Raw genomic sequence first — 14,355 nt, 5'->3', positions numbered from 1 at the left:
CAAAAAGCGCGGGCAGGAAAGAGGTAACTATGCTGTCAGAACCTATGACCCTGTACAAACTAATGATTTTATACATGCTTAAACAGGTTAATTTCCCCCTGACAAGCGCACAACTGTCAAACTTTTTTCTGGAGCATGAATATACCACATATTTTACGCTCAATCAGGCATTGAATGAACTGCTGGAGGCCAGACTGCTTCATGTGGAAACCAACCATAACAGCAGCCGGTACGAAATCACCAGGGAAGGGGAAGAAACCCTTTCCTTTTTCGGCAGCAAGATTTCACCGGCTATCATCAATGATATGGATGAATATTTAAAAGAGAACAAGTTCCGTCTCCGCAACGAGGTGGGTGTAACCGCTGATTTCTATAAATCCACCAGCCATGACTACATCGTCCACTGTCAGGTCCGGGAAGGAAAAAACTGCCTGATAAATCTGGAACTGTCTGTCCCGGATAAGGACCAGGCGGAAATCATGTGTGACCACTGGAAATCTAAGAGTCAGGAAATATATGCATTTGCCATGAAAGCACTGATGAGCGGCTCTTAACATTTCATCTAGCAGAAACATAAGGGGGATTTATTTTGAGTAAAATTCAGACAAAGAATACATTATTTCCGAAGATAAAAGGGCAATATCAGTTACATTTGAAACAATTAGAGAAAAAAAAGTTACATTTCAAGGTAAGGTTGATTTTAACCGTCATCCTGCCCGTTTTTATTTTTGTGGTTTTTATCAAAGCAGCAAATACCTTTATCAGGATCAAAATACGAAATCTTTTTTCCAAGCCGGTTCATAAGTGTATACCAGAAAAACAGGAAATGCCGGTCCCCATCCAGGGAGAGCCGGTTAAAAAGGAAACGATTCAACCACAGCGGGTTTCCGATGAGCCCTAATAAAATTTGCTCATTACCCATAAACGAAAAGAGGCGTAATGAAACGATGATTATAGTTGATTTTGCCAGGGAGCATATCAGAAAGGCAAACGCACTGGCACTGGCCTGCTACAAAGAAGAACTTTCTCAGGTGCCAGCTCTGCCATATGTTGATGCCTTCCCTGATTTGACCTGCTTTGCCGATAACGGTATGGGTGTTGCAGCATTTGAAGATGATGAAATGATTGGATTTTTATGCGGCATCAAGCCTTTTGACAATGCGTTTCACTCTACTGACGTTAAGGGTGTGTTTTCACCCATGTGGGCCAATGCGGCAACCCTTAAGAACAGAGCAAATATTTATGCGGCCATGTATCAGGATGCTGCCCGCAAATGGGTGCGTGCAGGCGCAGTCAGTCATGGTATTTGCTTATATGCACATGACGAAATTTCTCAAAACCAGTTTTTTAAATATGGTTTTGGTCTTCGCTGCATTGATTCAATCCGCCCTATGGAGCCATTTGATTGCAGGACTTGTGAAGAATACGAGTTCATAGAACTTCAACCAAGCGAGTACGCTTTGGCATATCCGCTTGAACTCATGTTAAACAAACATTTTAACAATAGTCCAACTTTCATGAACCGTGTACAGGAACCATTGGATGCCTTTTGTGAAACGTGTATAAATAATCATGAACGGTGTTTTGTGTCTCTATACCAGGGTAAAATATGCGCTTATTTAAAAATTTCAGAATCTGGCGAAACCTTTATAACTGAACATCCGAATTACCGCCATATTAACAGTGCGTTCTGTCTTAAAGAGCATCGAGGCAAAGGATTATATCAAAGCCTGCTGGATGAGGTGATAAAAACCTTGAAGGCAGAGGGTTACACCCACCTGGGTGTAGACTTTGAGAGCATCAATCCATCGGCATATAGTTTCTGGTCAAAATATTTTACAGCTTATACCCATGGCGTTGTGCGTCGTATTGATGAAAGGATCTTGTCAGAGAATCATCACTTAAATTAATAAAAAAGCTGATTCAGATTTATTATCCTGAATCAGCTTTTTCTTATCCCTGCATAAACCGGTTTAAAAACTCTTTAGTTGAATTTTTCTTTGGATTCCCAAAAATATCAGCCGGAGCGCCTTCTTCTTCAATGACGCCGCCTGCCATATAAACCACACGGCTGGACACATCCCTGGCAAATGCCATTTCATGAGTTACGATGATCATGGTAAGGCCTTCCTTTGCCAAAGTTCTCATAACTGCCAGTACTTCCCCTACCATCTGGGGATCCAGTGCAGAGGTTGGCTCGTCAAACAGCAGGATCTCCGGTTCCATTGCCAAGGCCCTTGCAATGGCCACTCTCTGCTTCTGCCCGCCGGAAAGCTGCTTTGGCTTTGCATTGATGTAAGGAGCCATACCTACCTTCTCCAGATACATCATTGCCTTCTTTCTGGCTTCTTCCTTATCCTTTTTCAGCACCTTTACCTGTCCTACCAGACAGTTTTCCAAAACAGTCATGTTATTGAATAAATTAAAGCTCTGGAACACCATACCTACCTTCGTACGGTAAGAAGGAACGTTCATCTTCCGGTCTGTAATGTCTACATCATGGTACAGGATTTCGCCGGTAGTAGGAGTTTCCAACAGGTTGATGCATCGAAGCAGCGTTGACTTTCCGGAACCGGATGCTCCGATAATACAGGTCACATCTCCGGCATTGACAGAAAAATCAATGTCCCGCAGCACCACATTCGTTCCAAAGGTTTTACTCAAATGATGAATCTCTAAAACTTTTCCGTCTGTCATTTATTTAACCTCCTTCTCTTTAGGATCTGGAAATTTGACCATACCGCTGGTATAAGCCAGCGTATCCGTGGTCGCCAGATCGTAGCTGTCCGGACCATCCATCTTCTTCTCCCAGTAACGAAGGATTCTGGAACAGGTAAAGGTCAGGATGAAATAAATGATCATGGTGATGCCAAATGCTTCAAAATAGGTATAGTACGCGCCTGCAACGCCTTTTGTGGCATAAAACAACTCCACTACGCCGATAACAGAAAGCACGCAGGTATCCTTAATGTTGATGATTAAGTTATTGCCAATCTGAGGCATGATATTGCGCAGTGCCTGGGGCATGATAACATTGACCATCGTCTGAAAATGGGTCATGCCGATAGCCTTGGCGCCCTCGGTCTGTCCCTGATCAATGGAAAGGATTCCTCCTCTCACAGTCTCAGCCATATAAGCACCTGTATTAATGGATACAATGAAATAGGCAGCAAAAACGATGGACATATTAATGCCAAACAGTACGGAAGAACCATAAAATATAAACATGGCCTGAACCATCATAGGAGTTCCGCGGAATACCTCTACATAAACATTTAAAATAAATTTAATTAATTTTAATAAAAACCGTTTTATCGGATTGTCACTTTTTGAAACCGGAACCGTCTGGATAATTCCTACGGCAAAGCCAATGATGCAGCCGATGAATGTGCCGACAATGGCGATTGCCATAGTCTTTCCCGCCCCATTTAAAAAGGAAGGGCCATAATGCTGCAGTATAAATACAATTCTTCCAAAAAAATCTGATGGCAAAGACATATACTACCTTCTCCTTCTCGTACTTCGTCAAAACAGAACAAACGGCACGAAATAAGAACACTCTTGTCCCGTGCCTGCAAGCCCTGATTCTATTTTTTATTCCCGCAAGCAGTGAGTGAGGCACAGGAATGCCTGCATTCCTGCATCCGACCTACACTTTCAGGTATGTTACCTGGATTACTTGGATAATGGCTGAACGGAAATTGCTTCTTCCATCATCTTGTTAAAATCGTCCTTGCTCATTTTGGCAAGTACTCCGTTTACGGCATCCTTTAATTCTGTATTGCCCTTCTTCAAAGAAATACCGATGTTCACATCTTCATCAGAAACCTTAAACTCACCCTCTGTTCCGGTAAAATCAAGGAGCTTGAAGTCAGGATAAGCAACCAGCGCCGCCTGACCGGTAGGCTTGTCTGTTACTACCAGGTCACATCTTCCGGAGCTTAAAGATACCAGCATGGCCGGTGCGGATTCCTGGGCAGGCTGAATGTCTGCATTTGGAATCTGAGGCAGACAGTTATCATACCAGATGGTATTTAACTGGGAAGTAGCGGTTGCCCCGGCAAAATCAGCAACACTCTTTGCATTCTCATACTTGCCTCCGGCTTTCACCAGGGTCACAATGGTCGCATAGTAGTAAGGTTCTGTAAAATCAACAGACTGCATACGTTCTGCAGTAACGGACTGACCGGCAATGACACAGTCAACCTTTCCGGACTGAACGGCAGGAACAAGGGAATCCCAGTCCAGCTTAACGATCTCCAGTCCATAGCCCAGTTCCTCTGCTATCTTTTTAGCCATCATGACGTCATAGCCATAAGCAAAATCAGAGCTTCCGGAAATTGGAACGGCTCCGCCTGCATCTGTCGGCTGGGTCCAGTTATAAGGTGCGTAGCTGCACTCCATGGCAACCTTTAATACCTTGTTATCTCCTGTTTCCTTGCCCGCTCCCGCAGACGTGCCTGTTGCGGCATTACCGCCTCCGCAGGCAGTCAGAAAGGATGCTGCCAGGGTCGCTGCCATAAGAGTTGATACGATTTTTCTCATTTTCTTTTTCATAACTGTTTTCTCCTCTTCCTCCAAAATGAACTCTATGTAATAAATAGGTTCATTATAAAAAGATTTTTACTCCTTGTCAAGACTATTTACGGATTCTGAAATTAAGTCCCATATTTCTTCCCTGCCCTGCTTGGTCTCAGCGGAAAAGGGAATCACTGTCACATCGCTTCCGATCCCAAGCCCCGTGCGAAGGACTTTTAACGATTTCTGCACCTGGCTTCTCTTGATCTTGTCCAGCTTGGTGGCGATGATGATCGGATGATAGCCATTGTGCACGACCCAATCATACATGGTCTTATCATTCTCCGATGGTTCGTGACGGATATCGATCAGCAAAAACACGCACCGGAGCATGGAGGACTTATGAAGATAGTTTTCTATCATTTTCCCCCACTTTGCCTTCACTTCCAGGGATACCTTAGCATAGCCGTAGCCTGGAAGATCCACATAGTACAAAGCATCATTGATGTTGTAAAAATTAATGGTCTGAGTCTTCCCCGGCTGGGACGAGGTTCTGGCAAAGGATTTGCGGTTCATCAGGGCGTTTATGAGAGAAGATTTTCCCACATTGGATTTGCCCGCAAAGGCAAACTCCGGCTTTGTATTCTCCGGAAGCTTGCTGGTTATTCCACACACAGTCTCCAGCTCAACTGATTTAATGATCATATGGTTTCCTCTTTCCTGCCCATACTTTTTGGGCATAAAGGTATACCCGAAGGGTGTTTCCTCTTTCCTGCCCATACTTTTTGGGCATAAAGGTATACCCGAAGGGTGTTTCCTCTTTCCTGCCCATACTTTTTGGGCATAAAGGTATACCCGAAGGGTGTTTCCTCTTTCCTGCCCATGCTTTTTGGGCATACCTGTGCTTCTATTCCTTGATGAAAGCTTCTTTTAAAACCTCCGGCATGTTCTTCACATATATGATGTCCAGATTTCCGATGATTTCCTCTGACAGCTCTGCAATATCCGGGCGGTTCCTGTCAGGAACAAGAACTTTCTCCACATGGGCCATACGGGCAGCCAGAATTTTTTCTTTCAGGCCACCGATAGGCAGAACACGGCCGCGAAGAGTGATCTCCCCTGTCATGGCCACTTTGGCGTTTACCTTCCGTTTTGTGACCGCAGACAGCATAGCCGTTGCCATGGTGATTCCTGCCGATGGGCCATCCTTTGGCACGGCACCTTCCGGAATGTGAAGGTGGATATCGTGTTTTTCAAAATAATCATCCTTTACCTTATATTCCGGGCATACCGACCTGACATAGCTTAAAGCAGTCTGGGCGGATTCCTTCATGACATCGCCCATTTGTCCGGTCATCTGAAGGCTTCCCTTCCCTGGCATGACATTGACTTCAATTTGAAGGGTGTTGCCGCCGACGCTGGTCCATGCAAGACCTCTTACGATTCCTACCTGGTCTTCCTCGTTTACATCCTCAAAGAGTACCTTTTCCTTACCTAAATACTTCTCCAGGTCGTTTGAATTTATCTCTATGGCCTTTTTCCCATCTTCCAGGAATTCTCTTGCAGCTTTTCTGAAAACAGCCCCGATCCGCCTTTCTAAATTCCTGACTCCGGCCTCTCTGGTGTAATGGTGAATGATCTTTTCAAGAGCCTCGTCCGATATGGCCACCTGACTTGGCTTAAGCCCATTTTTTTCCCGCTGCTTTCTCACTAAGTAATTCTTTGCAATATGGAATTTTTCATTCTCCGTATAGCTATTTACTTCAATTACTTCCATACGGTCAAGAAGCGGCCCCGGTATGGTGGTCGTGGTATTGGCCGTTGCAAGAAACAGCACATTGGATAAATCAATGGGAATCTCTACATAATGATCCCGGAATTTCACATTCTGTTCGCTGTCCAGAACCTCTAAAAGAGCGGAAGAAGTATCACCCTTATAATCCCTACTGACCTTGTCGATCTCATCTAGAAGCATTAACGGATTGCTGACTCCGGATTGTCTTAAGGCCTCTACAATCCTTCCAGGCATGGCACCCACGTAGGTTTTCCGATGTCCACGGATTTCTGCTTCATCCCGGATTCCTCCCAGACTGATCCTTACATACTCCTTATTTAAAGCCTTTGCCACCGATCTGGCAATGGAAGTCTTTCCTGTTCCAGGAGGTCCTACCAGACAGATGATAGGGCTGGATCCTTTTTTTGTAAGGACGCGGACTGCTAAATATTCCAGAATCCGCTCCTTTACCTTCTCAAGGCCATAATGATCCTCATTTAAGATCTCCTCTGCATGGGCGATGCTGTTATCATCCTTTGACAGCTTCTTCCACGGAAGCTCCAGGACCGTCTCAAGGTACATACGGACCACATTGGCTTCCTGACTTCCTCCAGGCATCGCCTTAAAGCGTTCAATCTCCTTCTGTATCTTATCCTTGGTCTCCTTATCAGCCTTTAATGCCTTCAGTCTCTTTAAGTATTCGTCGGAATCGGACAATGGGTTGTCCTCACCAAGCTCCTCGCGGATCACCTTAAGCTGCTCCCTTAAGATATAATCTTTCTGGTTCTTGTCGATCCGTTCCTTAACATGGGACTGTAATTCCCGTTTTACCTTTGTGACCTCGATCTCCGTCATCAGCTGATTAACAACCAGCGCATACCGGTCCTCTAAAAGAGCGCTTTCAAGCACCTGCTGGCGTACCCGGTAATCCCAGGAAAGCTGTACGGCAATCTGGTCCAAAAGCTCGCCAAGGTCATTAAGCACCATGAGACCCGGAAGTACCTCTTTAGCGACTCTGGGATTCTCCCTGCCGTATTCCTCCAGCTTTTCCTGAATGATCTGAATCATAGCCTCTCTTGTAATATAATCAATGGAATCATCTGCTTCCAGAGCTTTTTCAATTTCACCTATGAGCATGGGCTCCTCGCTGTCAAGAGTCAAAAGCTCTGCCCGCTCCATACCTTCCACCATAACACGGATCACATTATTCGGCAGCTTTACCAGCTGCTTGATGAGAGCCACTGTACCGATCTGATACAAATCTTCGATTCCAGGGTCAGCTTCCTCAGAATTCTTCTGGGTAACCAGACATACTTTCTGATCTCCCACCATTGCCTTCTCCACAGCTGCAATGGATTTTGTCCGGCTGATATCAAAATGCAGCATCATTTTGGGAAGAACAGTCATGCCTCGCAGGGCGATAACTGGCATTGTGATTGTCTTATCCACCATTGTGTTCTCTCCTTTGCATTCAAAAAGGTGTTCCAGCAGATTTTCTCGCTGTAACACCTTCCTGACTCATGCAGGGACCTATGCGATCTCGCCTGTCTTATCTTTTCTTAACTTCTGAGCCAGTGATTTTCTTGGGACTGCCGTGTCCCTGTAAATCAGCTCCGGCTCACCCTTTTTATCTACAACATCCCTGGTAATCGTGCAGATTCCGATGCTGCTGTCCGATGGAATCTCGTACATCATCTCCATCATTACGCTTTCCATAATGGAACGCAAGCCTCTGGCCCCTGTTTTTCTCTCCACTGCCAGCTCCGCAATCCGTTCTACTGCTTCACTAGTCAGCTCAAGCTTCACATCATCCAGTTCAAACAATTTTTGATACTGCTTGACCAGGGCATTCTTCGGCTCTGTTAAAATCTTCACAAGCGCTTCACGATCCAGAAGCTCCAGGGATACATTAACCGGCACTCGGCCGATAAACTCCGGGATCAATCCGAACTTCACAAGATCCTGAGGAAGGGCCTTTTTCAGAAGATCATCAATATCTGTTTTGTTCTTATCTACGATTTCCGCATTAAAGCCGATGGAACCGGCACTTAACCGGCGCTCAATGATTTTTTCCAATCCATCAAAGGCGCCTCCGCAGATAAACAGAATATTGGTCGTATTGATCTGTAAAAGTTCCTGGTGGGGATGCTTTCTTCCTCCCTGGGGCGGAACACTTGCAACCGTACCTTCCAGGATCTTTAAAAGGGCCTGTTGTACGCCTTCGCCGGAAACATCTCTGGTAATAGACACATTTTCCGACTTTTTTGTTATTTTATCAATCTCATCGATATAGATAATCCCATATTCTGCCCTGCTGATATCGTAGTCAGCCGCCTGGATAAGCTTTAAAAGGATGTTCTCAACATCCTCGCCAACATAACCAGCTTCTGTTAGGGCGGTGGCATCTGCAATAGCAAACGGAACATTTAAAACCTTTGCCAGCGTCTGCGCAAGATAGGTTTTACCAGAGCCGGTAGGACCTAACATCAGAATATTGCTCTTTTGCACTTCTACATCCATTTTTTTTCTGGAAGTGATTCTTTTGTAGTGGTTATAGACTGCTACAGACAATACCTTTTTTGCGTTGTCCTGACCAATGACATAATCGTCTAAAAAAGCCTTGATTTCCTTTGGCTTCATCAGGTTGATATCACCAAAATCAGGTACATCTTCCTCATGGCTGTCAAATTCTTCCTCTAATATCTCTGCGCACAAGTCAATGCATTCGTCACAGATGTAGACATTATTGGAACCGGCAATGAGCTTCTTTACCTGGTCCTGGGTCTTCCCGCAAAAAGAGCATCGGATCTTGTCGTCTGTTCTGACCGGCATATACACACCTCATTCTTTCCTAATACATTGCCCTGCTTTCTGGCAGTACCCGCCCCGTTTTACCGGGTGTAACGGGGATACCCCGCAGGGTGTTTCCTATCAATCGCCCTGGCTGTTTAAGCGTAAAGGCTTATCGGTCATGGCTGTAGATAATATCATCAATCAAGCCATATGCCTTCGCCTCTTCCGCGTTCATGTAATTGTCACGCTCCGTATCACGTTCAATCACTTCATAAGGCTGGCCAGTGTTTGCTGACAGGATTTCATTTAAACGCTTCTTTATCTTCAGTATATTCTCAGCTACGATTCGGATCTCAGTGGCCTGGCCCTTTGCTCCGCCGGATGGCTGATGAATCATAACCTCCGCATTTGGAAGAGCGAACCGTTTTCCCTTTGCTCCGCCGGCCAGCAAAAATGCTCCCATGCTGGCTGCCATGCCCATACAAACAGTAGATACATCACATTTAATATAGTTCATGGTATCATAAATTGCCATGCCTGCGGTTACGGAACCGCCAGGGCTGTTGATATAGAGGTTGATGTCCTTATTCGGATCCTCTGCCTCTAAAAATAACAGCTGGGCCACTACAAGGCTTGCCGATACATCGGATACCTCTTCCCCAAGGAAAATGATCCTCTCCTTAAGAAGTCTGGAATAAATATCGTAAGAACGTTCGCCCTTACTGGTTGATTCAATGACATAAGGTACTAAACTCATCTGTCTTCCTCCTGTCTGCTCTTTCCTATATTTTGCCCATGCTTTCTGGGCATAAAGGGATACCCCAAGATATCTCTTATCAAAGTCGAATAGACTCCGGACAAAATGCCAGGAATCTATTCAAGGGATAATTCTTAAACTAATTTTGCTTCTGCAACAAGAAAATCTACTGCTTCCTGAACTGCCAGATCTTCCTTCATCTGCTGGATTCCGACTTCTCCAAGAGATTCTTTTACCATAGCGGCTTCCATCTTGTAAGCTTCTGCCATGCTGGCAATTTCTTTCTCTACTGCTTCGTCAGATGCAGTGATGTTCTCAGCTTTCACAACTGCTTCCAATACCAGTCTTGTCTGGATTCTCTTAAGAGCCTGTGGCTTCATCTGCTCCTTTAAGGACTGAAGAGTCATGCCTGTAAATTTCATGTACTGGTCAAGAGACAGGCCCTGGCTCTGCATTCTTCTTGCATAATCATTAACCATGTTGTTCACCTGGCTGTCGATCATAGGCTCAGGAATCTCCATGGTAGCATTTTCAACAACCTTCTCTACCACATGATCTTCGTTCTCTGTTGCTGCTTCTTTCTCTTTTCTGGAAGCAACCTTTTCCCTGATGTCGTTCTTGTATTCTTCCAATGTCTCGAATTCAGAAACTTCGCTTGCAAACTCATCGTTTAACTCAGGAAGTTCTTTTTTCTTGATTTCCTTAACAGTCACCTTAAATAATGCAGGCTTTCCTGCCAGTTCTGTTGCATGATACTCATTTGGGAAGGTTACGTTGACTTCACACTCTTCACCGATGTTCTTTCCGATCAGCTGCTCTTCAAAGGTATCAATGAAGGAGTGGGAACCAATGGTAAGAGGATAATCCTCACCCTTTCCGCCTTCAAATGTCTTTCCGTCTACAAAGCCTTCAAAGTTGATAACCGTCTGGTCACCGTCCTCTACGGGTCTGTCTTCTACTGAGATAAGTCTGGAATTCTGTTCCTGAACTCTCTTTAATTCAGAATCAATATCTTCATCGGTTACTTCAGCAGATGCCTTGGTCACTTCGATTCCCTTATACTCGCCGAGTGTTACGTCTGGTTTTACGGCTACTGTTGCCGTATAGATCAGGGTCTTACCCTTTTCTACCTGTACGATGTCAATCTCAGGTCTGGAAACAATGTCCAGTCCGCTTTCTTCTGCTGCATCACCATAGGTTGCATCAAGAGCCTCGTTTACTGCATCTTCATATAAAATGCCTGCTCCATACATCTTCTCAACCATGGCCTGAGGAGCTTTCCCTTTCCTGAAACCAGGGATGTTGAATCTGCCCTTATTCTTATTGTAAGCCGCAGTAAGAGCCTTATCAAACTCTTCCGCCGACACTTCTACCGTCAATTTTGCCATGTTCTTTTCTAATTTTTCTACTTGTAAACTCATTAAAGGGTTCCTCCTTGAAATATATGTGAACCGCCAAATCAACAGGGCGTTACACTTCAATTTAACATTATAGCATACTCGTCCCGTAAATTCCAGCATTATTTACGATTAAATCAGGTTTTTCCTGAAAACTCCTGCATGCGCTTCACGATGTAGGGGTCCAGGGGTCTGATCTCCATCTGCGGTCTTGAAATATAATATCCCTGGAACAGAGAAACCCCGCATTTCATAAGAAATTCAAGCTCTTCCGGGGTTTCTACTCCCTCGGCAAGAACTGTTATGTTGTTTTGCTTTGCAAAATCCAAAAGATTCCTTAAAATGATCTGGCGGTTCTGGTCTTCGTGGATCCGTTTCACCAGATTGATATCCACCTTAATGATATCCGGCCTCATACGCAGGAGAATGGATTCGCTGTTATATCCTGTCCCGAAATCATCAACAGCGACCTGCCCCTTCCACCGCCTCGCCATGTCGACTTTACGTTGCATGAAATCGTGGCTTACCGGTTCGCCTTCTGTCATTTCAATGACAATTCGGTGAAGCAGATCCCCGTAGGTTTCTTCCAGCTCCGTCTGCTCTGTTTCCGTTAAGCAAACGCTTGCAATGGAATTGATGAACAGCTTCTCGTCAGCTCCCAGCTGCCCGGCCATAGCCTCCGCCACAACCGCCTTAAGTCCTGCAAACCAGGTAAGAGATTCTATCTGGGAAAGCTTTGCCTGCGCTCTTGCCAGATTTAGCACTTCACTGATTCCCTTCATATTTGCAAATTTTGGACGCATCAGCAATTCATATCCGTAAATCCTTCCTTCCCTTGTTGCAATTGGCTGAAAAGCAAAACAAACCTCTTTTTTATCAAGCATCCGGTTAAGCTCTTCGCTGCCTGCAAGCATATAGGAGTTATGGGTATATTCGTTTAAATCGAATTCCTTTACCACCCCTTTCACGCTGTGCTTTACCATATACATGGCAAAGTCCGCATAACTAAACAGGGTCTCAAAGTCTGCCGCATCATCCGGGTACCAGGAAAGCCCTCCCGACACACGGATAGGAAACTGGTATCCACCACCCGTATTCAGTGAGAATTTTTGAATATGCTTCATGAATTCCCGGATTTTTTCTCTGATTTCTTCCTTTTCATCTGCTTCCATAAAGGTAACAAATTCATCTCCGGAATATCTGGCTACAATCCCTCCCTTTTCAGAGAATATCTTTAAGCAGTTGGCAAAGAGGACAATGTACCGGTCTCCCTCGTCATGCCCGTATGTATCATTAATATATTTTAAATTATCCAGATCCCACATGATAAGTGCAGAAACCTTTTCTTTCTGCCTGTTCATAACAGCCGCGACCTGTTCACGGAATGCTCTCCGGTTGTAAATCTCCGTCAGCAGGTCAAAGTTTCTCTCCCGCTCCAGCTTTTCTTTTTCCTCTACATCCGCAGTCACATCCGAACACACTCCAAGAATTGTCCCTTTCTTTGATCCGTCCAGAATAAATTCCACCCAGCGCGTCCCTTCCGGGCCCTCCAGGCACTGCAAAATACGGTCCCCTTTTATCTTAATTCCGCTAAAGGTCCTCTTCATGTATTTCTTGAATTTTTCTGTTTTTATATAGCAGTATGGCTCTTCTATACTTCCCCAGTCCAGCATCTGAAACAAAGAGCGGCTGCAGAATACACGGTCAGCTTCCTCCTCATATTCAAATACACCAATAAGGACATTGGCATGTTCCAGAATACTTGAAATTTTTGACGACGCCCTTTCCACATCCTGATTTAATTGTTCAATGGTCTCTGTCAGTTCATCGATTTCCCTGATATGTACTCTTTTAAGGGAAAGTCCCCTGCTTCCTGACTTTCCTCTTAATTCCACGATCAGTCTGCGGATAGGTTCCGTCATGATCTTGCCTATAACAAACGCCCCTAACAGGCTGAAAATAAGCGGTACTGCCATGGAGCCAAGAAGCATGCGCCGGATTGCATTATAAAAAGACAGCAGATCCTTCTGGCGTGCGATACCGGCTAATACCCACTCATCTTCCTCAAAAGGTCCATTGTTTCCATAGACATCTAAACTTCTTATGCTGGCATACCATTTGGTTCCCTCAGAAGACGTCAGCTCACTGATGTTTTCTTCTTCATTATCCTCATAATCAATTCTTTGGCTCTCGTTAAAATACTGATTATACAAATATCCGGAATAGGCGACAGGGACAATGGTCTTTGTTCCTTTGTTCCGGATACCTAAAAGCCAGCATTCTTCAAAGTTGCCGCTTGTCTGGTCTTCTCCCAGAATCTGCTCAAGCTGGTTTAAGGTGATCTCCAGCCCGCATGTCCCCACAACGGTGCCGTCATTAAGAATGATTGGGATGGAATAGGTTATTACCTGTATATCCCTGGGGCTTAAGCGGAAAGGTTGGCTTAAGTAGGCAAATTTCATGGCATCATCCTTGGCTGCCAGATTCTGAACCGCCATAAGATACGGCTTCTTATAAAAAGAGGCGGCGGCTTTATTCTCCTCATCTTCCTGAAAGCCAAGTTCCCAGAAGGAATCCAGAGGAATGTCGTATTTTTCCGCTATGGATGGCAGTCCTCTCTCCATAAGAAGGGACGAATTATCCTTTAAATATCCTCCGGAATTGGAATTGCGCAAATAAAAGCCTGCTTTCATTTCAACCGGACTGTTCTTGGCAGCCGGGCCGTTTAAGACCACAAAAACTCCTGTCGCATGGCTTAAGTGGAGCATTTCTATGGACTTTTCCATAACCTTATCAACGATTTTCCGATTCAGTTCATGATCCATAAGGATATCCCTGGATTCGCGTCCCTCACTGTCCAGCACTTGCTGGATTCCGGCAGTTATGAATTCAGAATTATTAAACATAACGACCCAATGGTGAAAGGTCTCCTTCTCAAGGCTAAGCTTTGTGCTTTCTGTATTTTCACTTAATATGTGGATTTCATTATTCTTTAATTTGATGGAAACCCCGCCAAACAGTACCAGCCCAGCAATGACCGCAGCCTGCAGGACCAGAAGGATCAGCAAAGGTCCCAGAAGCTGGGTGCGAATGGATTCACTACTCTTGTTCTTCAT

12 protein-coding genes are annotated in these 14,355 nt (G+C 44.8%); 3 read left to right on the top strand and 9 right to left on the bottom strand.

The features are described 5' to 3' along the window. Positions 1–29 precede the first annotated feature (29 nt). The 3 genes from H171_RS05480 to H171_RS05470 are packed head-to-tail and all read left to right on the top strand — an operon-like array spanning position 30 to position 1,910. Entirely contained in the window at positions 30–554 is a 525-nt protein-coding gene (locus tag H171_RS05480) for a DUF4364 family protein (RefSeq protein ID WP_025233525.1), read from the top strand. Between the two features lie 35 nt (positions 555–589). Then, entirely contained in the window at positions 590–901 is a 312-nt protein-coding gene (locus H171_RS05475; RefSeq protein ID WP_100304243.1) for a glycoside hydrolase family 23, read from the top strand. Positions 902–947: 46 nt separating this feature from the next. Beyond that, positions 948–1,910, top strand: coding sequence for a GNAT family N-acetyltransferase (locus H171_RS05470; RefSeq protein ID WP_100304242.1), 963 nt, complete (start codon positions 948–950; stop codon positions 1,908–1,910). 43 nt (positions 1,911–1,953) lie between these two features. Here the strand turns inward: H171_RS05470 and H171_RS05465 are convergent, their stop codons facing one another. From H171_RS05465 to H171_RS05420, 9 genes are all read right to left on the bottom strand, one after another. Next, positions 1,954–2,697 (bottom strand): amino acid ABC transporter ATP-binding protein, encoded by a 744-nt coding sequence (locus H171_RS05465; protein WP_100304241.1) that lies wholly within the window; start codon positions 2,695–2,697, stop codon positions 1,954–1,956. Beyond that, positions 2,698–3,492, bottom strand: a complete 795-nt coding sequence (locus tag H171_RS05460) for an amino acid ABC transporter permease (RefSeq protein ID WP_207655223.1) — start codon at positions 3,490–3,492, stop codon at positions 2,698–2,700. A 183-nt stretch (positions 3,493–3,675) separates the two neighbouring features. Continuing rightward, on the bottom strand, positions 3,676–4,557 hold the full coding sequence (locus tag H171_RS05455) for a transporter substrate-binding domain-containing protein (protein WP_100304239.1): 882 nt from the start codon (positions 4,555–4,557) through the stop codon (positions 3,676–3,678). 66 nt (positions 4,558–4,623) lie between these two features. Continuing rightward, positions 4,624–5,223 carry a ribosome biogenesis GTP-binding protein YihA/YsxC gene (gene yihA, locus H171_RS05450; RefSeq protein ID WP_100307434.1) on the bottom strand — a complete coding sequence of 200 codons (600 nt, stop codon included), beginning with the start codon at positions 5,221–5,223 and terminating at the stop codon, positions 4,624–4,626. A gap of 202 nt (positions 5,224–5,425) precedes the next feature. Continuing rightward, complete coding sequence (gene lon / locus H171_RS05440) at positions 5,426–7,744, bottom strand: endopeptidase La (protein WP_100304238.1); 2,319 nt, start codon at positions 7,742–7,744, stop codon at positions 5,426–5,428. A 78-nt stretch (positions 7,745–7,822) separates the two neighbouring features. Further along, a complete protein-coding gene (gene clpX / locus H171_RS05435) occupies positions 7,823–9,124 on the bottom strand; it encodes an ATP-dependent Clp protease ATP-binding subunit ClpX (protein ID WP_100304237.1) in 1,302 nt (433 codons plus the stop codon). Positions 9,125–9,254: 130 nt separating this feature from the next. Continuing rightward, entirely contained in the window at positions 9,255–9,842 is a 588-nt protein-coding gene (gene clpP, locus H171_RS05430; RefSeq protein WP_013273024.1) for an ATP-dependent Clp endopeptidase proteolytic subunit ClpP, read from the bottom strand. Between the two features lie 134 nt (positions 9,843–9,976). Continuing rightward, a complete protein-coding gene (tig, locus tag H171_RS05425; protein WP_100304236.1) occupies positions 9,977–11,263 on the bottom strand; it encodes a trigger factor in 1,287 nt (428 codons plus the stop codon). A 113-nt stretch (positions 11,264–11,376) separates the two neighbouring features. Further along, complete coding sequence (locus H171_RS05420; RefSeq protein ID WP_100304235.1) at positions 11,377–14,355, bottom strand: EAL domain-containing protein; 2,979 nt, start codon at positions 14,353–14,355, stop codon at positions 11,377–11,379.

This window comes from [Clostridium] celerecrescens 18A (assembly GCF_002797975.1).
GTDB classification, from domain to species: domain Bacteria; phylum Bacillota; class Clostridia; order Lachnospirales; family Lachnospiraceae; genus Lacrimispora; species Lacrimispora celerecrescens.
This window is presented reverse-complemented; position numbering and strand designations above follow the sequence as displayed.

Excerpts from the sequence above, each read along its gene's own strand:
- H171_RS05455 (WP_100304239.1), bottom strand. The coding sequence starts at position 4,557 with ATGAAAAAGAAAATGAGAAAAATCGTATCAACTCTTATGGCAGCGACC.
- tig (WP_100304236.1), bottom strand. The coding sequence starts at position 11,263 with ATGAGTTTACAAGTAGAAAAATTAGAAAAGAACATGGCAAAATTGACG.
- H171_RS05470 (WP_100304242.1), top strand. The coding sequence starts at position 948 with ATGATTATAGTTGATTTTGCCAGGGAGCATATCAGAAAGGCAAACGCA.
- H171_RS05420 (WP_100304235.1), bottom strand. The coding sequence starts at position 14,355 with ATGAAGAACAAGAGTAGTGAATCCATTCGCACCCAGCTTCTGGGACCT.
- lon (WP_100304238.1), bottom strand. The coding sequence starts at position 7,744 with ATGGTGGATAAGACAATCACAATGCCAGTTATCGCCCTGCGAGGCATG.
- yihA (WP_100307434.1), bottom strand. The coding sequence starts at position 5,223 with ATGATCATTAAATCAGTTGAGCTGGAGACTGTGTGTGGAATAACCAGC.
- H171_RS05465 (WP_100304241.1), bottom strand. The coding sequence starts at position 2,697 with ATGACAGACGGAAAAGTTTTAGAGATTCATCATTTGAGTAAAACCTTT.
- H171_RS05480 (WP_025233525.1), top strand. The coding sequence starts at position 30 with ATGCTGTCAGAACCTATGACCCTGTACAAACTAATGATTTTATACATG.
- clpX (WP_100304237.1), bottom strand. The coding sequence starts at position 9,124 with ATGCCGGTCAGAACAGACGACAAGATCCGATGCTCTTTTTGCGGGAAG.
- clpP (WP_013273024.1), bottom strand. The coding sequence starts at position 9,842 with ATGAGTTTAGTACCTTATGTCATTGAATCAACCAGTAAGGGCGAACGT.